The sequence below is a fragment of the Paenibacillus sp. P22 genome (genome assembly GCF_000469945.2).
GTDB classification, from domain to species: domain Bacteria; phylum Bacillota; class Bacilli; order Paenibacillales; family Paenibacillaceae; genus Paenibacillus_O; species Paenibacillus_O humicus.
In genome coordinates this window covers 1-21,942 of record NZ_CBRA020000001.1, presented here as the reverse complement: position 1 = coordinate 21,942, position 21,942 = coordinate 1, and the positions used below count along the sequence as shown (strand labels likewise).

Genomic DNA, 21,942 nt, shown 5'->3' with positions numbered 1-21,942 from the left:
CGGGATATCCGTCCGCCTAACGCCGGATAGAATAGAAACGTTACATAAAGGGCGGCAATGACGCCAAAAGGAATAATGAACCACCACAAGCTGCATACCACCTTCGCTCCAGCATTCTTCAGTAGAACGGCAACAGACCCATCCGCAAATTCCGCGACTCGCTTTAGCTTTCATGCTGCCGTCATGGGACTCTCTTCCGATTCGGGATGGTTTGAATCCGCCTTTGTTAGAACAACCTTATTCATCATAACCCTTCCGGCGAGAATTTGCGAAGCGGTCCTCTGCGTTCGTTCTTGGCTGGCCGAACCGCTTGGTTTCACAACAGCATTCAAACGCCATGGAAATAACCCTCAAGCTGTCTGGAAACTGCGATGCGGAGCAACTGCCGCCTCTAATCCAGCAAAGCCCATTTGTTACCGATGTCGAGTTTCAATGAATCCTCCGCGCCGAAAAAAGATCTTGGCAGAATGCCGGTTTTTCCGCTTGCACCTTACGCTGCGTCATGGTTCACAATAAAGATACCGGTAGAAAGCTAGCGCCAAAGAATGGAGAGGGGAATGAAGAGACAGTGGAAGACCGGGGATCTCGCCACTCTGACGGGGCTTACGGTTCGAACCTTGCGTTATTACGACCAGATCGGATTGTTCTCTCCATCGGGTCAGACGGAATCCGGCCACCGGCTGTACAGTGAGGCGGATCTGTCGTATTTGCACCAGATCTTGTCGCTGAAGGAGCTGGGGCTGTCTCTGGAGGAGATCAAGTCCGCTCTCGGCGGGGGGTGGATCAGTCCACTTGAGATCGTCCAGCTGCAGATCGGCCGGATCAAGGAGCAGATTCAAATGCAGCAGAAACGATTAGAGCTGCTGGGACATGCATCCAAGCTTTTGCAAGGCAAGGCGCCATTGACGGTTGAAGATTTCACGAGCCTTCTGCAAGCGATGAAGACGGAATTCGAGAAGCCCGTCCTCGAGCGGCAGATGAGCTGGGAGCGTAATCTGGATCAGTTGGGGGACTTTCTTGCCGAGAAGCAGAGTGACGAAACCTAAGGAGGAAGAACGATGAACGAACGATTTGTGAAGCATGCGACCTTTGTCGTCGAGAGGACTTATGCCGCTTCGCCGGAGCGGGTGTATCAGGCTTGGTCGGACCCGGTTGCGAAAGCCCGATGGTTCTCAAAGCCGGACATCTTCGATTTTCGGGTTGGCGGGCGAGAGTACAGCAGGGGCGGGCCGCCGGAAGGGCCGATTTTCACCTTCGATGCGAGCTACCAGGAGCTGATTCCGGAGCGGCGCATAGTGTACACCTACACCATGGATTCGAACGATATACGGATCTCCGTCTCGATGACTACGGTCGAGCTTATCGAGGTGGATGACGGCACCAAGCTGATCTTCACCGAGCAAGGCGCGTTTCTTGACGGACACGATACGCCGGAAATACGGGAACATGGGACAACCATCATGCTGGACGCTTTGGGCAAGATATTCCAAGGAGAGGCGTAAGCATTTCGTACGGCCAGCCTAGCCGCTGCTGGAAGTCCGGACGCCGCCATCAAGGCGCGGGCCGCATCGGGAGCATCGCTTTCGCACCTGAAAGAGTCGAATGAGCGCGGGAAGCGAGCATCTACTGGAACAATCATCATCATCTGCTGCACATGGTCCGTACGATGAACGGGAGGCTGATGTGGCTGAACCTGCTGCTTCTCTTCTGGCTGTCTCTTATTCCATTCACGACAGCCTGGATGGGAGAAAGCCATTTTGCAGCCACTCCGACAGCGCTGTACGGGATAATTCTATCGCTGCGGCGCTCACCTACTGGCTTCTTCAGCGCGCGATTATGAACCAGCATGCCGGCGATTCCTCCTTTGTCATGCAGATGGGCAAAGACTGGAAAGGCAAGCTATCCCCTTTGCTCTACTTGCTCGCGGTCTTGACCGCATATGCGAGTCCGTGGATATCCGGCTTTTTATTCGCGCTCGTCGCGGCGATCTGGTTCGTGCCGGACAAGCGAATCGAGCAGGCTTTGGGAGACCGCTGAGCGACGATCTTCAAATCTTGCTTGGGGCCGAGCTGTAACGATGTGTGTGGACCTGATTGCTTTCCAGCCGAACCGGCTTTGGAAAGCTTTTTTTTCGTTGTTGAATGGCCTGCGCGTCTTGACGGTCCGCTTCCGCTTGCTGAGGCTCCGGCGGCAGATTTAGGCTTAGGTCGCATTGCGGCGGGTCTTTGGTCGGGGGGGGAATACTGCACCGGGGTCGGTTCTGCTGAAGATGGAGCCATTGCTATAGTTCTAAATAGATTTATACATAAAAAAAGGAGCTGTCATTCATGAACCCGAATTTCCACCATGCACCCGCTGCAGGCACAGACAGAGAGAGGGAGCGTATTCGACTTGCCAGAAGGGGACTTCTCGTCTTCTTCTCCATGCTCATCCCGCTGTCCACGCTCGGCTACATCCTGGCTTTGAAAATTCCGATCTTTGTCCTGTTCCTTATGTGGACGCCCGGCTTGTCCTCCATCCTCGCGCGTCTGCTGCTGCGTGAAGGCACAGCGGACATCTCCTTGAAGACAGGGGGGAGGCGGACGTGGAGGACATTGCCTTTTATTTTGTTGTTTCCTGCCGTCATCGGCCTGTTCGCCTACGGGACGGCTTGGATTGCGGGACTGGTGGATTTCGCGGCCCCGGATTTCTTCATCAAGGCTCCGCCTGCAATTGTTTTCATAGGGCTCTTGCTGCTGCAGATGGTTGCCGGCACGGCAGTCGGGCTGATCGGCAGCGTCGGAGAAGAGCTCGGCTGGCGCGGGTATATGCTTACTAGGCTGATCGACGCCCGCGTTCCGCGCCCGATGCTCGCCAGCGGGATGATTTGGGGGGTATGGCATCTTCCCGTGATGATTGCCGGGCTGTATTATTCCGGTCCCTACCCTGTGCTCTCCGTAATTTTATTCATGGTATCGGTCACCTCTTTCGGCTTCATCATCGGACGCCTGAGGCTGACAACCGGCAGCATATGGCCTGCGGTCTTCCTGCATGCATCCTGGAATGCCATCATTCAGGACGTCTTCGATGCCTCCTCCAAAGGCGGAAATGCGCTGCTCTGGACGGGAGAATCGGGAATTTTGGTCGCTATTGCCTTGCTGGCAGCGGCATGGTTCATGTCGAGGAGGCCAATGAGCTTAAGGCCGTTCTGAAGAGAGGCGATGTTTAGGTTCGCAGCGGAGCGGTCCGAAGCTTCAACCGCTGAGTCGGCCGCATCTTTTTCTGTCGAATCGGTTCGCAAGCGAAAAGCTGGTCTCGGTTCGGACATTTCAAAGAAGTGTCCGTCCGTCGATAACGGCTACACGAATTCCCGATAGTCGCCGCTCAGCATCGCCGTCAGCATGCGGTAGAACAAGCCGTAGTCGGCCTCCAGGCATACCTCGGCGCTCGTCCTTTCGCCGCCGCTCCATGCGGGGGTGTTTTCGGGAGCAGGCCGCGTGTCGACGGCGCTGAAGCCGCGGTTGCTCTCGCTATGGCACTCGATCTCGACATGGCAGCGCTGCGAGCGGAGCATGAGCTCCGGCCGGATGCACATGGCGATCGTGACCGAGTCGGGATGGGTCACGCCGTTCAAGCCGTTTGCGAGGTTGAAGGCGAGCGCTTTGCGGTTGACTTGGCGATAGAAGCGGGCGATCGGCGTATCGATGCGTTCGAGCTTGGCCAGATCCTCGCCGCCGACAAGGGCGTAGCGGCAGCAGATGTCCCATCCGATCATGACGATAGGGAAACCGGCTTGGAAAACCATTTGAGCGGCATCCGGATCGACATAGAAGTTGAACTCCGCCGTTGCCGTAATATTGCCCCGGAAGTGGCAGGAGCCGCCCATGACCCATACTTTTTTGATTTTATGGACAATAGAGGGATCGAGCATGTAGGCGACTGCCAGATTGGTCAGAGGACCGTGCGCGACCAGCTCCAGCTCTCCCGGATGCTCGTTGATCAGCCGGACGATGGCGTTTGCCGCATGCTCGTCCTCGGCCTTGAGCGCAGGCGGCGGGAAGCCGGAATCTCCCATGCCGTCCGCTCCATGAACGTATGCGGCCTGTACCAGCGGGCGGAGCAGAGGCCGATCGCAGCCCTGGAACACAGGCACCTTTCCGCCTTTCCCCGCCTGTTCCACGGTTGTCAGCGCATTGAGGGTGCATTGCTCGACGGGAATATTGCCCATTACGGTCGTGATCGCTTCTACGCTCACGCCGGGCCAGAGCATGCCGAACAGCAGGGAAGTGACGTCGTCGCCGGCCGTGTCGGTATCGATGATCAAGCGGAGGTTCGTATTCATGGATGGGTTCGTTCCTTCCTGTCGGTCGATAGGGTCGTCCTTGTTGTCCACTTAGTATACGGTGTCCTTTCAAACCGATTCAAGCGGCGAAGGCTTTCGGGGCAGCCTGTTGTTCGTTTGTTCCCGGCATGAATTGCTGGTACCCTTTGAATGGTGATTGATCCATCATTCGAGAAGCTGGAAAGGGAACTGATCTCCGCGTATGAGCAGATTCTTTCTTCCCGCCGACAGGAGACGCTCCTTCAGATGCAGGCGCTGACGATGCGGGAGAAGCCGATTCGGACGGCCATGAAGGCAGGGCTTGGGGAAGTCCGCCGCTTGGTGCAGGAGGCGTTCCGCTCTGCGGGGATTCCGGACCCGGAAGATCGAACGATTCTTTTTTGGCTCGGGGAATGCTTTGCAACGTATCCATGGCTTTGAATATGCCGAAACGGATGAAGGGCCGAGCAATGGGCCCTTTCTTTCCTGAAAATAGTGATTGACCAATCACTAACAAATCGGTATAGTGGATTCCATAGTTAGTGATTAATCAATCACAAATAAGGGGGAAGCGAAATGAACAAGGCCATTGTCATCGGAGCTGCAGGAGGAACGGGTGCGGCAGTCACCGAGGAGCTGATCCGGAGGGGGATCCCGGTCATTGCCTTTGGCCGTTCTCTTCGCAAGCTGAGCCGCCTGGCGGAGCAGCTCGGCAATCCCGCTGCACTGACGCTGGCGACGGGAGACGCCTTTTCTGCCGATGAGGTTGAAGCAGCGTCGAAGGAAGCGGATGTCCTCTTCCATTGCGCCAACGTTCCCTATGAGGATATGGCCGAGCGCTTGCTTCCGCTGGGGGAGGCTGTCATGGAGGCAGCGAATCGGCTGCGTCTGAAGGTCGTCGTCATGGACGGCATTTACCCTTACGGGAGGAGACAGTCCGAATGGGTGAGCGAGTCCCATCCTAAGGAGCCTCATACCCGCAAAGGGCGGATCAGGCTGATGTACGGACAAATGATATTCGACCGGCGGTGGGAACATGCCCGTCCCTTGATCGTTCGGCTGCCGGATTATTACGGACCGTCGGCGAACCAGGCTTCCTACCTGGGCTCTACGATGGAAGCCGTCGCGGCCGGAAAGCCGGCCCTGTTTATTGGGAACATGCATGTGCCCCGCGAATACGTGTATTTGCCGGACGCGGCCAAAATGACCGTGGAGCTTGCGCTCAGGGACGATGCCTACGGAGAAGAATGGAACCTGCCTGGCGGAGGAGAAATCACGGGCTCTGACATCGTCCGCATCGCCAGACTGGCGAGCGGCGTATCCAAGCCTGTCATCCCGCTCGGCCGGATTGGGCTGTCCTTGCTAGGACTATTCGTGCCGGCCATGAAGGAAGTGGTGGAAATGCTCTACCTGACCAAGGAGCCGCTGCGTCTCAGCGGGGAAAAGTATGCGAGACGAATCGGTCCGATCACGGCCACGAGTTACGAGGAAGGCATCACGGCAACGATCGGCAGGCTCAAAGGAGCCAGTTCAGCGTCCCAGCCAATTCGTTTCAAGAGCATATCCCCTGGCAACACAAAGTAATCCTGGGTAATACAATCGTCCATATAATCGTTGAGGTGGACTTTCCTGGCGATGTTTCTAAGCCCTCCGCCGCTTTCTCAGCCGCTGCGTGAAGCGCTAATGTCAGAACGGATTCTGAAGCTGTACGCTGCTGCTAGTACGAACTGGATGTCGGGCTGCCCAATGTGCGCATAAATGCCTCTATAGAATCGGATAGCAACTCTGGATGCTTGAATCCGGCACTGGCAATGACGGCCTTGATATCGTGGACAAACTCCGCCATGCTGGCTGTAGAGGCATTCCCGAACCGGCTCTCCTCGGCAATGTCCCCGGTCTGCCTGCCTGCAGCTTCCCGGTATTCCTGCACCCAATCCTTGCGGGCCGAAGCGGTCTTGGCGAACGATTGCAGGATGCTGTTCCAGTCTTTTCCGCCGGTTATCGCTTCTTGCAGCTTGTCCATCGTTTTCGGTTCGAATTTCTTCATCATATACGCCAAATCGATATAATCGTCCGGAGCTCCAACAGGCCTTTGCGGCGGCGTTTCATAACGGATTTCATTCGTTTCAGGGTCTACGGTACGGGTTTTGGAGATCGCTCCGATTTGACGGATGGTCTGCATGAATTCAGCCGCATCGTTCTCCTTCATGTAGTTGTCCGCCATATACTTGGCTTGAGCAAAGCCTAATTCCGATAAAGCTGCCCGTTCCTCTTCTCCGGATACGTCGGTAATGAAATTGGATTGAATGATGCCGTATGCGGCCTCCCTCACCTCTGAGGGCTGACCGTCGAGAAGGCGATTCAGCGAATCATTGATTTGGGCGGTTCCAAAATAGATGGCCGAATGGTTCACCAGATCGGATGCCGCCAGTTCTCTGGCAGCCGGGCTGATCGCCACGGTATCCGTGTCATGCGACAGTTCGGGTATCGTGCCTGCGACCAAAGCCGGTTTATCGGCAGGCTGCTTGGAATTCAGGTACAAATTCACGTCATACGGGCTTGAGCTGTAGATCTTCATCCGACATGCACCCCTATCTCGATATTTATTCCGATTGTCCTCTACTTTTCTAATCTCGGATCGACATTCCATATTCTTAATATTAATGGACAAAAATAGAAATAAACTTTCCGTCTAGGCCTGCATTCATCTGCGGCCTTTTTGCGTTCATAGCCATGAAAGGCTTGGAATCGCCTTTCGCCAAAATAAAATGGGCCCCAATGAAAAATAGAGGGACCCTCAGTTGTATTCAAAGGGAAAGGGGGTGCGGATGTGCACCATTCATTTGAGCTCAATGAATCTGTGCGGCGGGCCTTGGACTTATATTCGCAAAGCTTGATTAAAATCGCCTTTGCCTATTTGAAAAATATAGCGGATGCAGAAGAAGTGGCGCAGGAAGTGTTTCTCGCCTATTTGCAAAAGCGCCCTGTATTCGAAAGCGGCGAGCATGAAAAAGCGTGGCTGATTCGAACCGCGATCAATAAAAGCAAAAATATGCTTAAAACGGGATGGTTCAGGAGCAGAAATCCGGTTCCGGAAAACCTGAGCTATCTCCCAAAGGAAGAAAACGAGATTTTGCAGGCGGTGCTCGCCTTGGACAAGAAATATCGGATCCCGATTCACTTGCACTATTATGAGGGGTATTCGATCCAGGAAATTGCCGTCATTATGCAGTCGAAATCCGCAACGGTAGGTACATGGCTGGCAAGAGGACGCTCCCTCTTGAAAGAGAAGATTGGAGGCCTGGAAGATGAAAAAATCGGTTTATAAATCGGCTATGTCCGGTGTGAAGACGAGCGGGAATTTTAATGAAGCCACGTATGAGAAGCTGATGCGGGAAATGGATAGGACCGCGAAAGCCAAGGAGAACATTCAAAAAGGGGAGCTGCACATGGAAAAAGCGAAGAAAAGAAAGGCAGCAGGCTGGGCCGTTGGAATCGCGGCGTGCGCGGCGTTGTCGGTCGGCATCCTGACGATGAACCAACCGGCCCCAACGACTCGCCCCCGAGCCCACGCAGGTTGCAACTAAGCCTCCTGTCATGGGGAAAGTCGCCGTCAATATCGATGGTGTCATCTCCGAAGTGAGCGCTGACGGCAAAAGCTTCAAAATAGGCGGCCTGTGGGTAACGGTAACGGATCAAACCAAGCTGGGCATCGACGGTCCAACGGCCGCCAAGCCATCGGAAGAGCTGCTGCAGAAGGAATTTAAAGTCGGGAATGCCGTGTCCGGCTATACTTCACAGGATGTCGGCGCCGGCAAGGTGACGGCTGATGTGATCTACAACAATATAGCCCCGCAACATTAACTCCTTAGTTGGCAGAATAGACGCTGATGGGCGGCAACTTGCCGGGATGGGAAGGCCTAATTCATTCAGGTTCTTCTTCCGATATTGGGTTGGAAACCCAATTTCAACTTTAATTAGGAGAGGTTCCTATGTCGTCTATTTCCGCTGTGCCGAAAACGGATAGAGGGTCGAATAAAATCACTTCAAGCCCCGCACAGGATAAGGAAATCCAGCAGCTCAATAAACAAAGGGCAAAAATACAGGAAGAGCTGGCCAGCGTCAGCAGCAACAAAGAGATGGATTCCAAGCTGAAAATGGAGCGGGTAAAGTCGCTGACAAGCGGCATGCAGCAAATTGACTCCAGAATTTCTGAAATCAGGATGGAGAATCTGAAGAGGAGCGCTCCTGAAACACGGTCGCCTGAACCGGCTTCTCCTCCGGCCAAAACGGCCCATGATCCACACCTTGCCGTTATTATCGAGAAGAGCTCTTCTCTGACCGAGTTGAACAAATCGGTTGGGTTGCGAGCCAAGATGGGCGGTGAAATCAAAACCTTGGAGGGCGGAGTCCGATCCGACCGCACCATGCTGGAGGCGGGTCCCTCGGATGACGGGGGAAGATCGGCAATGCTCCAGAATGCGGAAGAAACCGTCTATAAGATGAAGCGGGAAATGGTGCAGGAAATACATTCTCAGATCCATGTCGTGGATAAAAAAATGGATGAGCTTATTTCCGAGATCAATGACATCTCCAATAGCAGCGAGGACAACATGAAATCGAATGGCGCGGTCCTTCCGGAAGATGAAGACGAGAACGGCAGCCCTTCGAAATCCAAGGAGCTGCAGGCTGCCGACGTTGGTTCTGCCGGCTCGCTGCGCCCGGCAGCAGCTTCCATCGATATCCGAGTATAAGCCATGAATGCCCAGGAAGCCCGACGATCAGGCTGAGCCTCAAAAAACCGTTCCGGCAAGCCGGAACGGCTTTTTGCTGCGGGTGTCCGATCAGCTCGGCAGCCGTCCGGATTCCGGCGTCTCCCGCGGCCGTCCGCGCTCCATCCGCAGCGACATGACGAAGCAGAGCAGCAGGACAATGCTGGCGAGCGTATACGGATAATGAATATTCACATCGAACAGCACTCCGGCGATGATCGGTCCGGCAATGTTGCCGAGGCTGGTGAACGCTGAATTCAAGCCGGCCACGTAGCCCTGCTCGTTTTTGGCGAGCAGGGACATCTGGGTGCTGATGGCGGGCCGCAGGATGTCGATCGCCAGAAAGACGATGAACGTCACGGCGAAGATGAGCCAGAACGTATGCACGAACAAGGTCATCAGGATAAAGAAGCCGGCAAACAGAAGACAGGTGGTAATGACGCGCTTCTCGCCGAATCGATTCAGAATCCGGCCGAAGGCCGTAACCTGGACGACGGCGCCGGCGATGGAGCCGAACGTGATGATGAAGGCGATGTCCTTCGGCCCGAAACCGAACTGCTGGTCCACGAACAGGCCGAACACCGTTTCGAAGTTGGCGAGTCCGAACGACAAGGTGAACACGATGATCAGACTGAGGAAATAAGACTCGCGATGCGCCGTCACGAGCTGGGCGGCCAGGCCCTTCTGCGGATTGCCCGAAGAAGGGGCTGCATCGGTAGGCGCCTCGGCCTCGGCAGCCGGATTGGATTCCTGCAGGACGAAAAAGGTAAGGCAAGCGGCGGCGAGTCCCGCTGCGGCTGCGGCATAGAAAGGAACGCGCAGGCCGAACTCGGCGATGTAGCCGCCGATTCCGGGCCCGATAATGAAGCCGGTCGTAATGGCCGCGTTGATGTAGCCCATCCCGGCTGCGCGCTCTTCGCGAGTCGTGACATCCGCCGCATAGGCCATGACCGCCGGCATGATCAAGGCGGCGCTGACGCCGCCGAGCAGCCGGGAGGCGAACAGCAGCCATGGCTGCTCGGCCAGGCCGAACAAAGCCTCCGACACGGCGAACACCGTCATGCCGGCGACGATCATCCTTTTGCGGCCGAACGCATCGGCCAGGCGGCCCGCCAGCGGCGAGAACAGCAGCTGGGTGAGCGAGAAGGCGGCTACAAGCAGCCCGACCATGCTGCCCGTGATGCCAAGCAGCTCCATGAACTTCGGCATGATCGGAATGACGAGGCCGATTCCCGTAAACACTAAAAACAGATTGAGCATAAGGAGCAGGATGGCTCCGCGTTTCTTCAGCAATAGAGTCATGATGTTGATCCCCCTGTGTAAGTGCGCTTGAATCCTGAATATTCGTTCTAGATTATGGCGAAAAAAAAGGCGGCTAACGGGCCGCCTTGGCGATGCCGTGCAAGAGCATCTCCATAGCTGTTCGATACGCCGCAAGCGCTTCGTCGCGCTGCATCCGCCGGGTATGCTGGCTGAGGCCGTACAGCAGGCTGTCCAGAATCATGGCCGCGGCACCCACGTCCGCGACGGCAAACTCTCCGCTGTCGATTCCTTTCTGAAGCAGCTGGCGGTTGAAGAGAAGATACCCCTGGACGATCTCGTTCATCCGTTCTTCCACATCCGATGTTTTGTCCGAAAGGTTGAAAAATTCGTCGACGGCTTTGGCCAGCGGGTGGTTCCACTGATCGAGAGCCAGATGCTCGGCCATCCCGTACAGCTTCTCGATTGCGGTCTCGTAGCGGTGCTCCTGCGCCAGCCATGTTTCTTCCCATTCCAGGTTCCATTCGTCCAGCAGATGGAGAATAAGGCCTTCCTTGTTCTTGAAATGGTAATAGATGTTGCCGGCGCTGCAGCCGGTCGCCTTGACGATCTCGTCGATCGACGTGGCCTTGTATCCTTTTTGAATGAACAGCGTCCGCGCTGCTTCGGCGATCTTTTTCTTGGTCTGCTCGGTCTGCTGCTGCTTTTTGTTCATCGCGGCGTCACCTCGATTCGGGCGGTGAAATAATACTGAACATTTATTCAGTATTATAGAAGAATAGGCGCACAGGTTCAACCCTAGGATGCCGATTCCGCTCCTGGTATATTCCGGCCGATGGCGGCGGGATGGGCGAACCGTGGCAGGTGGGGCGGATATCAGGGCCAGACGGGAGAAGGATGCACAGGCGCAGGCGAAAAAAAAGCCGAAGCGGTCAAGCCGCTTCGGCTTCTCCTCCTCAATTACAGGGTCAGTCCGCCGTCGGCAAGCACGATCGAGCCGGTCATGTAGCTGGCGCGGTCGGAGGCTAGGAAGCAGACGACCTCTGCCAGCTCCTCCGGCTGGGCGTAGCGTCCCATCCGCATGTTGGCGACTTCCTCCGGCACGTAGCCGCCGGACATGAACGCCTGCTCCACGCCCTTCGTCAGCGCCGTCTCGACTCCGCCCGGGCAGATGCCGTTGACGCGGATGCCCTTCTTCACGTATTCCATCGCCGCGCCTTTTGTCAGGCCGACGACCGCATGCTTGCTGGCGGAATACGCCGAAGCGCTGTGCTCGCTTTTTACGCCTGCGGTGGAGGCGGTATTGATGATTGCGCCGCTCTCCTGCTTCTCCATGACCTGGAGGACGTATTTCAGGCCGAGGAATACGCCGCGCACGTTCACGCTCATGATCCGGTCGAACTCGCTCTCCTCGATATCCGCCAGCTTGGAAAACTTCTGCACGACGCCTGCGTTGTTGAAGAACACGTCGATGCGGCCGAAGGCGTCCAGAGCCGCCTGCACATAGCGCCGGACGTCCTCGGCTTTCGACACGTCGGCCTGCACGAAGACCGCTTCGCCGCCTTGCTCCTGAATGAGGCGCACCGTCTCCCGGCCTGTCGCCTCGTTGAAGTCGACGACGACGAGCTTCGCTCCGCAGCCTGCCATCTTCAGGCTGGTGGCGCGGCCGATGCCGCTTCCCGCTCCCGTAACAACCGCAATTTTATGGTCCAACATATGCGTTCATTCCTTTCCGGAGTGTAGTTCCATCGGTTCTGCCTCTATAGTGTAAGGCGCTTACATGGACGATAATTGTAGTTTTCTCCGATTTGTAGTATTTTCTACTCATTCTATTGGCTGAGATTCTCGGGAGGTGGACGCACGCATGAACAAGCTGCCGGAGCTGGCCGTTTTTGGCCGGCTTCTCCATGATGCTCTGGGGGTGCCGGTTTTTGTCATCCATCCGGGGAGGAGGATCGAAGCCGAATACGCCGGCAATCCGCTTCGGACAAACCCTTATTTCGCTTCCTTCGTCCGCGAACAGGTATCCGGCTACGAATACGCGCTGTATGCCGCCGACCAGCCGGTCCACTTCACCCGCTCCCGGCTGCAATATTTCTTCGTGAACGCGCTCGACGAGGAACGCCTGGCCGGCACGCTCGTGCTCGGCCCTATCGTGCAGGAGCGCCCCCATGACGGCCTGTGGAGCGAAGAGCTGGAGAATCTCCATGCGGCCAACCGCCGTCCGCTGCTCGACTTGTACGAGAAGGTGCCGCTCCTGCCTCCGGATCGCGCCCGCGCGCTCAGCCTGATGGTCCACTATGCCATCCGCCGGCAGTCTGTCGACCCGGCCGCAAGCCTGCTGGCCGACTCTCCCTTGCAGGAGCCGGCCGCCTCCAAGGGAGAGTCGGATGCAGAGCTGTCGCGCGGCCGCCGCAGCGGGCTGCTGCATGCGAACCTGGCCCATGAGCGCGTCCTGCTGCATTATGTGCGGACCGGGGAGAGGGAGCGGATGCGCACCTTCGCGATGGAATTCATCATCGGCGAGGATGAGTTCGGCGTGCTGGCCAAGCGCAGCCGGCTCCGCAGCGAAAAGAACCTGATGATTACAGGCATCGCCCTTATTTGCCGGGCTGCGGTCGAGGGCGGCCTGCATGAGGAGGACGCGTTCACGCTCAGCGACTACTACATCCAGCAGCTGGAGGAGATGGGCTCGCTGCAGGAGGTCGGAGCCGTCATGACGAAGGCGCTGTTCGACTTCGTCGACCGGGTGGCTCAGGTGCGCCGGGGCCATTACTCGCCTTCCGTGCAGGACTGCCTGCATGAGATCGCGAGCCAGCTGTACGGCGATCTGTCGCTGGGCCGTCTCGCCGAGCGCGTCCATCTCAGCCCCAATTACCTGTCCGGGCTGTTCAAGAAGGAGGTCGGCCTCACCCTCTCCGAGTACATCCAGCGCGAGCGGATCGGGGAAGCCAAAAAGCTGCTGGCCCTGACCGACTATCCGGTCGCCGACATCGCCGCGTGGCTGAGCTTTCACGACCAGAGCTATTTCATCAAGGTGTTCAAGAAATGGGAAGGGACGACCCCGCGCGCCTACCGTCGCTCGGAACGGCGGCCGATGCGAAAGCTTCATTAGAGCCGCTCCCGCCCCAAGGGGCATGATCGCCTTTCGTTTCGCCGGCCGGGCAGGAGAATGCAATCGGCAGGTTGAATTCGGTACGTGGAGAAAAGGAGGATGAGCACATGCACAGTTCAGGGGGCCAAAGCGCGCTGCTCGTCATGGATATGCAAAACAGCGTCGTATCTCGTTACATCAAACACGAGAATGCGCTGCTCCCATTCCAAAAAGCTCTTGAAACCGCGCGCCGGCACTCGATTCCCGTTATTTTCGTGCGGGTAGCCTTTCGCGAGGGCTATCCCGAGATCAATACACGCAATAAAATGTTCGGCGGCATTGCGGGCCGTGCCGGAGCGGCCGTGCCGGAAGCGGCTACGCACATTCACTCCTCCCTGCAGCCTCGGCCAGGCGAGCCGATCGTGACCAAGCTCCGGGTCGGCGCATTCACCGGAAGCGACCTCGAAGTCATCCTCCGCGCCAATGGGATCGATACGCTCATTCTCAGCGGCATCGCAACAAGCGGAGTCGTTTTATCGACGTTGCGGGAAGCGGCAGACAAGGATTTTGCGCTTAAGGTGCTTGCCGATGCATGCCTGGATGCCGATCCCGAAGTCCATCGCGTTCTCATGGACAAGGTGTTTCCTCTCCAGGCCGAGGTGATTTCTGTCGACCAGTGGGCGGACTCGCTGGCTGTGCGGCCGGAAGCGCTGGACGAGAAGAAGGAGAAGGCGAGAAAGTACTCGATGCTCAACCGGCTGGCCCGTAAGGGGCAAACGGTGTTCGCAGGGTCGTCGCTGATGGAGTTTTTCCCGATCAACGAGCTGCAGCAAACGCTGGATCGCAGCTGCTGCCTGTATAACCGCGGCATAGCCGGCTTCGTGACGGCAGAGCTGCTGGAGTCGTTGGAAGCATGCATCTTCGAGCTGGAGCCCTCCAGCCTCTTCATCAACATCGGAACCAATGACATCAGCGCTCCGGATTACAAGCTGGAGCGTCTGCTTGCCAACTACGACGAGATTCTGACTCGGATTGCCCGGAGATTGCCGGAGTGCCAAGTATATGTCATGGCTTATTATCCCGTAAATGCCAAGGCGGAGTTTCCATTCGTTCCGAGAGAGTCGATGGAAGAAGTGTTCCGCAACCGGACGAACGAGGCGATCCGCGAAGCGAACGAAGCCATCGAGCTGCTGGCGGCCAAGCATGGCTATGTCTTCATCGACGTGAACGAGGGATTGGCCGACGAGGAGGGCAACCTGAACAAGGAGTATGCGGTCGACGGCATCCATATGCTTCCCAGCGGATATGCCGTCGTGTGGAACAACCTGAACAAATATTTGTAGGCCATCGCCGCCCAGCGGGGAAGGGCAATCATCCTCACCCGATTCTTGATAACCGCCTGCAGCCATCCAGGGCTCCGACCACGGGGCCTTTTTTGGTTTTGATGCGCGGTCCGCGGCGGCGGAGGACAAGAATCCGTTCGGCGCGGAACACAAGGGCCGGGTTCCATTTTATTGCCTTGCTCCCAGTATTTAAGCCATTTCCAGTCGGAGTTTCCATTGCGCCGGGAACGATCTTTTGATACTATTTAGACGTCTAATAATTAAACATCTAAATATAGATGATGCGGCATGCGTCATCAAACGTTTCAGAGAGAGGAGCCTGAACCAAATGGAAAGAATGAACGGAAAGGTTGCGCTTATTACCGGAGGGGCTTCGGGAATAGGCTTGTCCGCCGCCAGCTTGATGGCGAAGGAAGGGGCCAAGGTCGTCATTGCCGACTTCAACGTCGACGGGGCGAAGGCGGCGGCTGAGAATATCAAGGCTCAAGGCGGAGAAGCGGTCGGCATCTTCCTGGATGCCGGCGACGAAGTCTCGATTCAGGAAGCCGTTGAGTTCACCGTCAAGCAGTACGGCATGATTGCGGTCCTGTTCAACAATGTGGGGCTGACAAATCTGAAGAAGGATCTGGATGCTGTCCACGTCGATCTGGATGAGTGGGACCGGCTGATGAATGTCAACCTGAAGAGCGTGCTGCTCGGCTGCAGGTTCGCGATCCCTCACATGATCGAAGCCGGCGGCGGCTCGATCATCAACACCGCTTCCATGGCGGGCTTCGCCTCCGATGCCGTCCGCGTTGCCTACGGCGCTTCGAAGGCCGGTGTCGTCAACCTGACGAAATATATCGCGACCCAGTATGGCAAGCATAACATTCGATGCAATGGCGTCGCGCCTGGACTGATCTTGACGCCGGCCGCCAAAAACAACATGCCGCCGCAGGTATTGGATCTGTTCGCGAAATACAACGCGCTGCCTTACCACGGAGAACCGGATGATATCGGCCATACCGTGCTGTTCCTGGCATCGGAAGAATCCAAGTTCATCACCGGACAGACGATCCAGGTTGAAGGCGGACATTATATCGCCAACCCGACCGTTCCGGATTTTGAGCAATTCATGAAAGCGGCGCAGAGCGGCTAGCGCTCGCGCAAGGAACCTTAGCATTGGGGAGAGAAAAAAACGCGATGAATCACGCCAAAAAGAAAATCCACTACGCGTGGTGGATTTTGCTGGGGCTTTGCATCATGGTCGGATTGGGAAAAGCTGCACTCAACAACTCCGCGGGCCTCTTTTTAAAGCAAGTATCGACCGATCTGGGAGTCGGAATGGGCAGCTTGTCCTTGTACTTCAGCGTCTCGGCTATCGTGACGATGGTGTTTCTGCCTATCGGCGGCAAATTGATGGCCAAGTACGATACCCGGTTCATCTTGAGCATCGCCATCATTCTGCAGGCCGGAGCGTTCGCTCTGTTCGGGCTCATGAGCTCCGTATGGGGATGGTATATCCTTGCCGTTCCGCTGGCCGTAGGCGGAGTGTTCATCACCGTGATCGCCGGTCCCGTCCTGATCAATCAGTGGTTCAAAAAGAGCAAAGGGCTGGCGCTTGGAATCATGGGCGCGGCAGGCGGCCTGCTTGGAGCCTTCACCCAGCCGGCTGTCGGCAGCCTGATCGCGCATCAAGGCTGGAGACAGTCCTATATGATCGTCGGCATCGCGGTCATCGTCATCGTGGTTCCCATCATTATTCTTTTGCTGAGGAAGTCGCCTCAAGAAAAGAAAGCGCTTGCGTATGGGGCGGGTGAAATGGCGGGCACAAAAGGGAGCGCTGCCGCAGCGGTGGAAAATAAAGGGGTCACCTTGCTGCCGCCAAAAAATCCTCCGCTTTTTATGCGCTGATCGCCTTTTTCTTCATGATCACTTCCGCGGCAAGCTTTTCGATGCACATTCCGACGTACTTGATGAACAAAGGCTTCGATGTGTCGTTCGCGGGCAATGTCATGGCGACCAATATGATCGGCGTGCTGATCGGCTCCTTGGTCATCGGCTACGCGAGCGATAAGATCGGCACCCGGAACACGGCGATCGCCACGATGCTTCTTGGCCTGCTGTCCATCGGCTTGCTGCTGTTCTCGGCTTCCAGCACGGCCGTCATCTCGCTTGCGGTCGGCCTCTTCGGCCTTGTGTCCGCGTCGATCGGAACGCTCGGGCCGGCTCTGACCTCGGCTCTGTTCGGCAACAAGGAATACAGCCAGATCTACTCCAACGCCTCCATGGGGCTGGCGATCTCATCGATCGTGGCTCTGCCGGCCTATGGTTACGTGTTCGACTACACGGGAAGCTACACCCCGGTGCTGTACGCCATCGGCATCATGCTGATCATTAATATCGCCTGCATCGGCCTTGCCTTCCGAGGAAAGAAAAGGCTGGAGCAAGCCGGCTCATGGAATTAATCCAACCGAAGAGAGAGGGATTTCAATGAGATTGCAAGGAAAAGTCGGAATCATCACCGGCAGCGCATCGGGTATCGGGCGCGGCATGGCGCTCGCCATGGCCAAGGAAGGCGCGCATATCGCCATCGTCGACGTGAACGAGCAGAAGGGGCGGGAGACGCTCGCCGAGGTCAACCGCTGCACGGAAGGCCGCCTGTTCATCCGGGACATCTCGGTCAAGGACAATGCGCATGACATTGTGGCCGAGGTCGTCAAGAAGTTCGGCAAGCTGGATATTCTGGTGAACAACGCGCATGCGTCCAGACAAGCCAGCTTTATCGAAACAACCCAGGAGCAGCTCGATCTGTCGTTCGGAACGGGCTTTTATCCGACCTTCCATTTCATGCAGGCAGCTTATGCCGAGCTGAAGAAATCGCAAGGCAAGGTGATCAACTTCGCATCGGGCGCCGGCATCGACGGACAAGCGACCCAGACCTCCTATGCGGCCGCCAAGGAAGCGATCCGGGCGATCTCCCGCGTCGCGGCGAATGAATGGGGACCGGACGGAATCAACGTCAACCTTATCTCTCCGATCGCGCTGACGCCGGGTGTCGAGCAGTGGCGCGACAGCGCTCCGGACATGTACGAGGCGATGATCAACCGGATCCCGCTGCGCCGCCTTGGCGACCCGGAGCAGGATATCGGCCAGGTCGCCGTATTCCTGGCGAGCGAAGAAGCGAATTACATTACCGGCCAGACGATCATGGTCGACGGCGGTTCCATCAAATTACGTTAGGAGCAATCACAATGGGTAAATTGGATCGGAAAGTAGCCATCATCACCGGCGGAGCATCGGGAATCGGCGAATGCATGGTGGACCTGTTCGCACAGGAAGGCGCCATCGTCATTGCGGCGGACATCAATGAGGCCGCGCTAGAAAGGGCCAGCCAGAAAACGAATGTGCATGGAATGAAGCTGAATGTCGCCTCCGACGAGGACTGGCAGGCGCTGGCCAAGGAAGTGAGCGAACGCTTCGGCAAAATCGATATCCTCGTCAACAACGCCGGCATCTCCTCGGAGAAGCCTTTCGCCGAAACCGATGCCCAGGACTGGCAGAAGATGCTCTCCATCAACGGCTTCGGGCCCTTCGCCGGCATGAAGCATGTCGCTCCCTATATGGCCGCCCGGAACAAAGGTCGATCGTCAATATTTCTTCCTACACCGCCTTGATCGGCCAAGGCTTCAATCCCTACTCCGCCTCCAAGGGAGCGGTGCGGGCTCTGTCCAAAGCGGCGGCTACGACGTTCGGCCGCCAAGGCGTCCGGGTCAACGCCATCTTCCCCGGCATCGTCGAAACGCCGATGACCCAAGCGCTGAGCACGTCCAAGGATCTGCTGGGACGCCTGATCCAGGCCACGCCTCTCCAGCGCCTCGGACAAGCCATCGACATCGCCCAAGCGGCGCTCTTCCTGGCTTCCGACGATTCCTCGTACATCACCGGCTCCGAGCTGGTCGTCGACGGTGGATACTCGGCCCAATAACGTGTAAGATGATGACAGCCCTTAATTTCCATTAGGGGCTGTCTCTTTTTGTTCAAGGAGGAGCTTATGGAAGAGCAGACCATATTCGAACTCATCCGCGATATGGACCAATTCACCAATCAATTGATCGTCCAGTGGAATAAAACCTTTTCCGAAGATCTCGGCGTCTCGCATGTTCTCGTGCTCGGCCACTTGAAGCAGAACGGGAAAAGCCGCCCTTCGGACATCGCCAAAATATTGGGGCTCACCCCGCCGACGCTCAGCTACCTGTCGGAAAAGCTGGTCGGCAAGGAACTGGCTGTGCGCAAGGTGGATGAAACCGATCGCCGGATCGTTTACTTGGAAATCACCGAGAAGGGCGCATCCGTTCTTAGGAAGGCGACTCTGGAAGGCCAAAGGCTGCGCAGGGAGCTGTTCCAGAAGCTGACCGAGGAGGACCGGGCCCATTTGGCGAGAATATATAAGAAGATGAACAGCGAAGACTAAGAGAGCGATCGATCGGCGGGCGGAATGCGGATCCGAAGGAGCGGTCTCGGCTTTGGAAGCAGGAGAATAAGGAGGGAACGAATCATGAAAAAGGTTACGCCCTTTTTGATGTTTGAAGGAAACGCGGAGGCGGCGATGAAGGAATACATCTCTGTCATCGAGGATTCGGAAATCACGAGCATCACCCGGTATGGGGCGGATGAACCCGGTCCGGAGGGAACCGTCAAGCAGGCGGCGTTCTCCTTGAAGGGCCAGGAAATCATGTGCGTAGACAGCTTTGTCAAGCATGCCTTTACGTTCACGCCGTCTTTCTCCCTGTTCCTTGCTTGCGACACCGAAGAGGAAGTAGAGCGCGTCTTTGCGCGCCTGTCGGAGGGCGGGGAGGTTCTGATGCCTCTGGGCGAGTATCCGTTCAGCAGGAAATTCGGCTGGATCGTGGACAAGTTCGGCGTTTCCTGGCAGCTTTCGCTGCCTCGGTAGACGCGCGCGGCATCATCATGGCTGAGCCGCCGAGGCTGCTTCGTCTTCTTCCGAAGTCGTCATGACGTGAAGGATGAGCATCGCAAGGGGAACCCGGATGATCCGGGTTCCTTTTCTTTTGCCTGACTTTCGACATGGCGGATTCAGAACCTGGGGGCTCTGCCGTCCGCTCGATCGTACGGATACGTCAGAATCCGGATCAGCTGCTCCGCCATATGATCCGGAGTATATTTGTAGCCTTCCTTGACCCACTCGACGATGAGTCCGAAGAGGGCATAGGCGATATAGCTGGCGAACAGATCCGGATTGATCTTCCCGTCGCTGCTTCCCATGATGTCCTGCTCCTGCATGACCAGCTGCTTCAGCGTGCCGCAGATGCGGTCCTGGAAGCCGGGGAGCGCATTGGAATTGATGATGATCCGGTAAAAGTCGGAGTAGGAATCGACATGCTTGAAAATGATCACAGAGGATGCCGTCAGCTCGCCGATTACGAGCTTGTCCGTATGGAGATAGGGCTCGTTGTAAGCCCGGATCAGATCCTCCATGACATCGTTCATGAGCTCCCCGAGGAGCTCTTCTTTCGTCTGATAATGCTTGTAGAACGTCCCGCGGTTCAGCTCCGCCCGGGTGACGATATCCGTGACGGTGATGTGCTTGAACTCCTTGGTCTCCATGAGCAGGATCAAGGCGTCCTTCAGCTCGCGTTTGGTCTTGCTCACACGCCGGTTGGGTACTGGCAACAGATCACCGCCTAAATGTCTACTTCGCGCATGAAGATGAACAGATTGTGGGACGAGCATCCGTTTTTCGACAGTCGGGAAGTTTTTTGCATATTGATCCTTAAATTATAGAGGACTACACTGGTGGTGTACAAATTCGCGAATGATGGATAGGCCTATCCGCCAGCTGACATCCTAGTAGATAAAAGGAGCGATCCTGTCATGAAACTCCACGATCAAGTTGCCGTCGTAACCGGCGCCGCCTCCGGCATGGGCAAAGCCATTGCCGAGCTGTATGCCAAGGAAGGCGCCAAGGTCATTGTCGCCGATCTCAACCTCGAGGGCGCGGAGCAGGTCGCCCAGGGAATCGTCGCCCAAGGCGGCACGGCCAAGGCCCTTCAAGTCAACGTAGCGAAGCTGGAAGACATTGAAGGCATGATCGACACCGCCGTGAGCGAATACGGCACGCTGGACATCCTCGTCAACAATGCGGGCATCATGGACGGCTTCGAGCCGGCCGGCGACATTGCCGACGAGCGCTGGGATCTGATCTTCGACATCAACACCAAGAGCGTCATGCGGGCCATGCGCAAAGCCATTCCGATCTTCCTGGAGAAAGGCAAGGGCGTCATCGTCAACACCGCCTCCACCGGCGGATACAACGGAGCGCACGCGGGCGCGGCCTACACGGCATCCAAGCACGCGGTTGTCGGCTTGACCAAGAACACCGGGTTCATGTATGCGCAGAAGGGCATCCGCTGCAATGCGATCGCTCCGGGGGCGGTCATGACCAACATTCAGTCCTCGATGAAGAACATGAACGAGTTCGGGATCAGCCGCACCCAGCTGTCCCAAGGCTTGATTCCCCGCGCGGGCTCGCCGGAGGAGATCGCCAAGGTCGCCCTGTTCCTGGCCTCCGACGATTCCAGCTTCCTGAATGGAACGGTCGTCACCGCCGACGCGGGCTGGACTTCCGCTTTCTGAACGTTCCGCGCCGCCATTCCGGCCCTATCTGAATGCCAATCGCCTCTGCTGGTTCAGCGGAGGCGATTTTTTTCTTGTCGACGTATTGGAGGAAAAAGACCGCTTCTCAAGGCGCGATAGAGGCGTGAAATGGCGCGAATCGGGGCATTAGGAGCCGTCGCCCGACGCTGTTCGGCAGGCTGCTGCGAATTTTGCCCTATTAGCGTGATTCTTTTATAGACATTATGCTCGACTCCTACTGGGAGAGTCCGTATAATTGTATACAATGCCAACTTTCCGACATGGGAATCTATATTCAAATGCCCGGGTTGGAATACTAAGCTAAGATGGGGAATACCGTCCGCTAAATCCACATTTAGCGGCCTGCTTATCGCCTCCCATTATTATATAATAGTAAATATCTTAATCTGCAGATAATCTTGGTCACGGTGTTCAGAACTGGCGGCGGGACTCTGTTCGCGCCTTGCTTGCTATGCAATTTGTCCGAAAGAGCTGCTTTTTCTTCAAATATCAGCGTGTAAGGAAGGTTAAAATGAG

24 protein-coding genes and 2 pseudogenes are annotated in these 21,942 nt (G+C 56.5%); 20 read left to right on the top strand and 6 right to left on the bottom strand.

Annotated features, from left to right (window positions below; all coding sequences use genetic code 11):
• Positions 1-557: 557 nt before the first annotated feature.
• The 4 genes and pseudogenes from BN871_RS00125 (at position 558) to BN871_RS00110 (ending at position 3,191) form a co-directional block, all read left to right on the top strand.
• On the top strand, positions 558-1,046 hold the full coding sequence (locus BN871_RS00125; RefSeq protein ID WP_048743556.1) for a MerR family transcriptional regulator: 489 nt from the start codon (positions 558-560) through the stop codon (positions 1,044-1,046).
• 12 nt (positions 1,047-1,058) lie between these two features.
• Positions 1,059-1,502 carry an SRPBCC family protein gene (locus BN871_RS00120; protein WP_021878138.1) on the top strand — a complete coding sequence of 148 codons (444 nt, stop codon included), beginning with the start codon at positions 1,059-1,061 and terminating at the stop codon, positions 1,500-1,502.
• 119 nt (positions 1,503-1,621) lie between these two features.
• Positions 1,622-2,037 (top strand): annotated as a pseudogene (locus BN871_RS00115) (TMEM175 family protein); the annotation flags it as partial.
• Between the two features lie 290 nt (positions 2,038-2,327).
• Positions 2,328-3,191, top strand: coding sequence for a type II CAAX endopeptidase family protein (locus tag BN871_RS00110; RefSeq protein ID WP_069202487.1), 864 nt, complete (start codon positions 2,328-2,330; stop codon positions 3,189-3,191).
• A gap of 146 nt (positions 3,192-3,337) precedes the next feature.
• Here BN871_RS00110 and BN871_RS00105 read toward each other — a convergent pair whose 3' ends face one another.
• Complete coding sequence (locus BN871_RS00105) at positions 3,338-4,321, bottom strand: nucleoside hydrolase (protein WP_048743552.1); 984 nt, start codon at positions 4,319-4,321, stop codon at positions 3,338-3,340.
• Positions 4,322-4,471: 150 nt separating this feature from the next.
• Here BN871_RS00105 and BN871_RS00100 point away from each other — a divergent pair, with 150 nt between their 5' ends.
• Positions 4,472-4,741: a hypothetical protein gene (locus tag BN871_RS00100; RefSeq protein WP_021878142.1), complete on the top strand. Its 270-nt coding sequence runs from the start codon at positions 4,472-4,474 to the stop codon at positions 4,739-4,741.
• Between the two features lie 135 nt (positions 4,742-4,876).
• A complete protein-coding gene (locus BN871_RS00095) occupies positions 4,877-5,884 on the top strand; it encodes an SDR family NAD(P)-dependent oxidoreductase (protein ID WP_048743551.1) in 1,008 nt (335 codons plus the stop codon).
• 133 nt (positions 5,885-6,017) lie between these two features.
• On the opposite strand, the gene BN871_RS00090 is transcribed toward BN871_RS00095, so the two are convergent.
• Complete coding sequence (locus BN871_RS00090; RefSeq protein WP_048743550.1) at positions 6,018-6,878, bottom strand: hypothetical protein; 861 nt, start codon at positions 6,876-6,878, stop codon at positions 6,018-6,020.
• Positions 6,879-7,130: 252 nt separating this feature from the next.
• Between BN871_RS00090 and BN871_RS00085 the strand changes: the two genes are divergently transcribed.
• From BN871_RS00085 to BN871_RS00070, 4 genes are all read left to right on the top strand, one after another.
• Positions 7,131-7,628 (top strand): RNA polymerase sigma factor, encoded by a 498-nt coding sequence (locus BN871_RS00085; protein WP_048743549.1) that lies wholly within the window; start codon positions 7,131-7,133, stop codon positions 7,626-7,628.
• The gene (locus BN871_RS00080) at positions 7,609-7,887 is read left to right on the top strand and encodes a hypothetical protein (protein ID WP_048743548.1); all 279 of its coding nucleotides are present in this window, start codon (positions 7,609-7,611) and stop codon (positions 7,885-7,887) included. The genes BN871_RS00085 and BN871_RS00080 overlap by 20 nt, the downstream gene beginning before the upstream one ends.
• A gap of 10 nt (positions 7,888-7,897) precedes the next feature.
• Positions 7,898-8,164, top strand: a complete 267-nt coding sequence (locus tag BN871_RS00075; protein ID WP_053086919.1) for a hypothetical protein — start codon at positions 7,898-7,900, stop codon at positions 8,162-8,164.
• A gap of 128 nt (positions 8,165-8,292) precedes the next feature.
• Positions 8,293-9,054 carry a FlxA-like family protein gene (locus tag BN871_RS00070; protein WP_021878148.1) on the top strand — a complete coding sequence of 254 codons (762 nt, stop codon included), beginning with the start codon at positions 8,293-8,295 and terminating at the stop codon, positions 9,052-9,054.
• Positions 9,055-9,144: 90 nt separating this feature from the next.
• Here BN871_RS00070 and BN871_RS00065 read toward each other — a convergent pair whose 3' ends face one another.
• The 3 genes from BN871_RS00065 to BN871_RS00055 form a co-directional block, all read right to left on the bottom strand.
• A complete protein-coding gene (locus BN871_RS00065; RefSeq protein WP_048743545.1) occupies positions 9,145-10,374 on the bottom strand; it encodes an MFS transporter in 1,230 nt (409 codons plus the stop codon).
• A 73-nt stretch (positions 10,375-10,447) separates the two neighbouring features.
• Positions 10,448-11,047: a TetR/AcrR family transcriptional regulator gene (locus tag BN871_RS00060; protein ID WP_048743543.1), complete on the bottom strand. Its 600-nt coding sequence runs from the start codon at positions 11,045-11,047 to the stop codon at positions 10,448-10,450.
• A gap of 245 nt (positions 11,048-11,292) precedes the next feature.
• Positions 11,293-12,048: an SDR family NAD(P)-dependent oxidoreductase gene (locus tag BN871_RS00055; protein ID WP_021878151.1), complete on the bottom strand. Its 756-nt coding sequence runs from the start codon at positions 12,046-12,048 to the stop codon at positions 11,293-11,295.
• Positions 12,049-12,196: 148 nt separating this feature from the next.
• On the opposite strand from BN871_RS00055, the gene BN871_RS00050 reads away from it, so the two are divergent.
• The 9 genes and pseudogenes from BN871_RS00050 to BN871_RS00015 all read left to right on the top strand — a co-directional run bounded on the left by BN871_RS00050 (position 12,197) and on the right by BN871_RS00015 (position 19,702).
• Entirely contained in the window at positions 12,197-13,447 is a 1,251-nt protein-coding gene (locus BN871_RS00050; protein ID WP_048743538.1) for a helix-turn-helix domain-containing protein, read from the top strand.
• A gap of 107 nt (positions 13,448-13,554) precedes the next feature.
• The gene (locus BN871_RS29815; protein WP_198157985.1) at positions 13,555-14,769 is read left to right on the top strand and encodes an isochorismatase family protein; all 1,215 of its coding nucleotides are present in this window, start codon (positions 13,555-13,557) and stop codon (positions 14,767-14,769) included.
• A gap of 328 nt (positions 14,770-15,097) precedes the next feature.
• Positions 15,098-15,907 (top strand): SDR family NAD(P)-dependent oxidoreductase, encoded by an 810-nt coding sequence (locus BN871_RS00040; protein ID WP_048743536.1) that lies wholly within the window; start codon positions 15,098-15,100, stop codon positions 15,905-15,907.
• A 44-nt stretch (positions 15,908-15,951) separates the two neighbouring features.
• The gene (locus BN871_RS29810; RefSeq protein WP_332310192.1) at positions 15,952-16,662 is read left to right on the top strand and encodes an MFS transporter; all 711 of its coding nucleotides are present in this window, start codon (positions 15,952-15,954) and stop codon (positions 16,660-16,662) included.
• Between the two features lie 41 nt (positions 16,663-16,703).
• On the top strand, positions 16,704-17,216 hold the full coding sequence (locus tag BN871_RS29805; RefSeq protein ID WP_332310191.1) for an MFS transporter: 513 nt from the start codon (positions 16,704-16,706) through the stop codon (positions 17,214-17,216).
• A gap of 25 nt (positions 17,217-17,241) precedes the next feature.
• A complete protein-coding gene (locus BN871_RS00030; protein WP_021878156.1) occupies positions 17,242-17,991 on the top strand; it encodes an SDR family NAD(P)-dependent oxidoreductase in 750 nt (249 codons plus the stop codon).
• 11 nt (positions 17,992-18,002) lie between these two features.
• Positions 18,003-18,736: pseudogene (locus BN871_RS00025) on the top strand (SDR family NAD(P)-dependent oxidoreductase).
• A gap of 66 nt (positions 18,737-18,802) precedes the next feature.
• Positions 18,803-19,222, top strand: coding sequence for a MarR family winged helix-turn-helix transcriptional regulator (locus tag BN871_RS00020; RefSeq protein ID WP_048743559.1), 420 nt, complete (start codon positions 18,803-18,805; stop codon positions 19,220-19,222).
• 84 nt (positions 19,223-19,306) lie between these two features.
• Entirely contained in the window at positions 19,307-19,702 is a 396-nt protein-coding gene (locus tag BN871_RS00015) for a VOC family protein (protein ID WP_048743532.1), read from the top strand.
• Between the two features lie 143 nt (positions 19,703-19,845).
• Here BN871_RS00015 and BN871_RS00010 read toward each other — a convergent pair whose 3' ends face one another.
• Complete coding sequence (locus tag BN871_RS00010) at positions 19,846-20,442, bottom strand: TetR/AcrR family transcriptional regulator (RefSeq protein WP_048743530.1); 597 nt, start codon at positions 20,440-20,442, stop codon at positions 19,846-19,848.
• A gap of 201 nt (positions 20,443-20,643) precedes the next feature.
• Here BN871_RS00010 and BN871_RS00005 point away from each other — a divergent pair, with 201 nt between their 5' ends.
• Positions 20,644-21,405, top strand: coding sequence for an SDR family oxidoreductase (locus tag BN871_RS00005; protein ID WP_048743528.1), 762 nt, complete (start codon positions 20,644-20,646; stop codon positions 21,403-21,405).
• The last annotated feature ends 537 nt before the right edge of the window (positions 21,406-21,942 follow it).

What these genes read in the sequence shown, in the direction of transcription:
- BN871_RS00125 (WP_048743556.1), top strand. Translation starts at nt 558, where the DNA reads ATGAAGAGACAGTGGAAGACCGGGGATCTCGCCACTCTGACGGGGCTT.
- BN871_RS00120 (WP_021878138.1), top strand. Translation starts at nt 1,059, where the DNA reads ATGAACGAACGATTTGTGAAGCATGCGACCTTTGTCGTCGAGAGGACT.
- BN871_RS00110 (WP_069202487.1), top strand. Translation starts at nt 2,328, where the DNA reads ATGAACCCGAATTTCCACCATGCACCCGCTGCAGGCACAGACAGAGAG.
- BN871_RS00105 (WP_048743552.1), bottom strand. Translation starts at nt 4,321, where the DNA reads ATGAATACGAACCTCCGCTTGATCATCGATACCGACACGGCCGGCGAC.
- BN871_RS00100 (WP_021878142.1), top strand. Translation starts at nt 4,472, where the DNA reads ATGGTGATTGATCCATCATTCGAGAAGCTGGAAAGGGAACTGATCTCC.
- BN871_RS00095 (WP_048743551.1), top strand. Translation starts at nt 4,877, where the DNA reads ATGAACAAGGCCATTGTCATCGGAGCTGCAGGAGGAACGGGTGCGGCA.
- BN871_RS00090 (WP_048743550.1), bottom strand. Translation starts at nt 6,878, where the DNA reads ATGAAGATCTACAGCTCAAGCCCGTATGACGTGAATTTGTACCTGAAT.
- BN871_RS00080 (WP_048743548.1), top strand. Translation starts at nt 7,609, where the DNA reads ATGAAAAAATCGGTTTATAAATCGGCTATGTCCGGTGTGAAGACGAGC.
- BN871_RS00075 (WP_053086919.1), top strand. Translation starts at nt 7,898, where the DNA reads ATGGGGAAAGTCGCCGTCAATATCGATGGTGTCATCTCCGAAGTGAGC.
- BN871_RS00070 (WP_021878148.1), top strand. Translation starts at nt 8,293, where the DNA reads ATGTCGTCTATTTCCGCTGTGCCGAAAACGGATAGAGGGTCGAATAAA.
- BN871_RS00065 (WP_048743545.1), bottom strand. Translation starts at nt 10,374, where the DNA reads ATGACTCTATTGCTGAAGAAACGCGGAGCCATCCTGCTCCTTATGCTC.
- BN871_RS00060 (WP_048743543.1), bottom strand. Translation starts at nt 11,047, where the DNA reads ATGAACAAAAAGCAGCAGCAGACCGAGCAGACCAAGAAAAAGATCGCC.
- BN871_RS00055 (WP_021878151.1), bottom strand. Translation starts at nt 12,048, where the DNA reads ATGTTGGACCATAAAATTGCGGTTGTTACGGGAGCGGGAAGCGGCATC.
- BN871_RS00050 (WP_048743538.1), top strand. Translation starts at nt 12,197, where the DNA reads ATGAACAAGCTGCCGGAGCTGGCCGTTTTTGGCCGGCTTCTCCATGAT.
- BN871_RS29815 (WP_198157985.1), top strand. Translation starts at nt 13,555, where the DNA reads ATGCACAGTTCAGGGGGCCAAAGCGCGCTGCTCGTCATGGATATGCAA.
- BN871_RS00040 (WP_048743536.1), top strand. Translation starts at nt 15,098, where the DNA reads ATGGAAAGAATGAACGGAAAGGTTGCGCTTATTACCGGAGGGGCTTCG.
- BN871_RS29810 (WP_332310192.1), top strand. Translation starts at nt 15,952, where the DNA reads ATGAATCACGCCAAAAAGAAAATCCACTACGCGTGGTGGATTTTGCTG.
- BN871_RS29805 (WP_332310191.1), top strand. Translation starts at nt 16,704, where the DNA reads ATGCACATTCCGACGTACTTGATGAACAAAGGCTTCGATGTGTCGTTC.
- BN871_RS00030 (WP_021878156.1), top strand. Translation starts at nt 17,242, where the DNA reads ATGAGATTGCAAGGAAAAGTCGGAATCATCACCGGCAGCGCATCGGGT.
- BN871_RS00020 (WP_048743559.1), top strand. Translation starts at nt 18,803, where the DNA reads ATGGAAGAGCAGACCATATTCGAACTCATCCGCGATATGGACCAATTC.
- BN871_RS00015 (WP_048743532.1), top strand. Translation starts at nt 19,307, where the DNA reads ATGAAAAAGGTTACGCCCTTTTTGATGTTTGAAGGAAACGCGGAGGCG.
- BN871_RS00005 (WP_048743528.1), top strand. Translation starts at nt 20,644, where the DNA reads ATGAAACTCCACGATCAAGTTGCCGTCGTAACCGGCGCCGCCTCCGGC.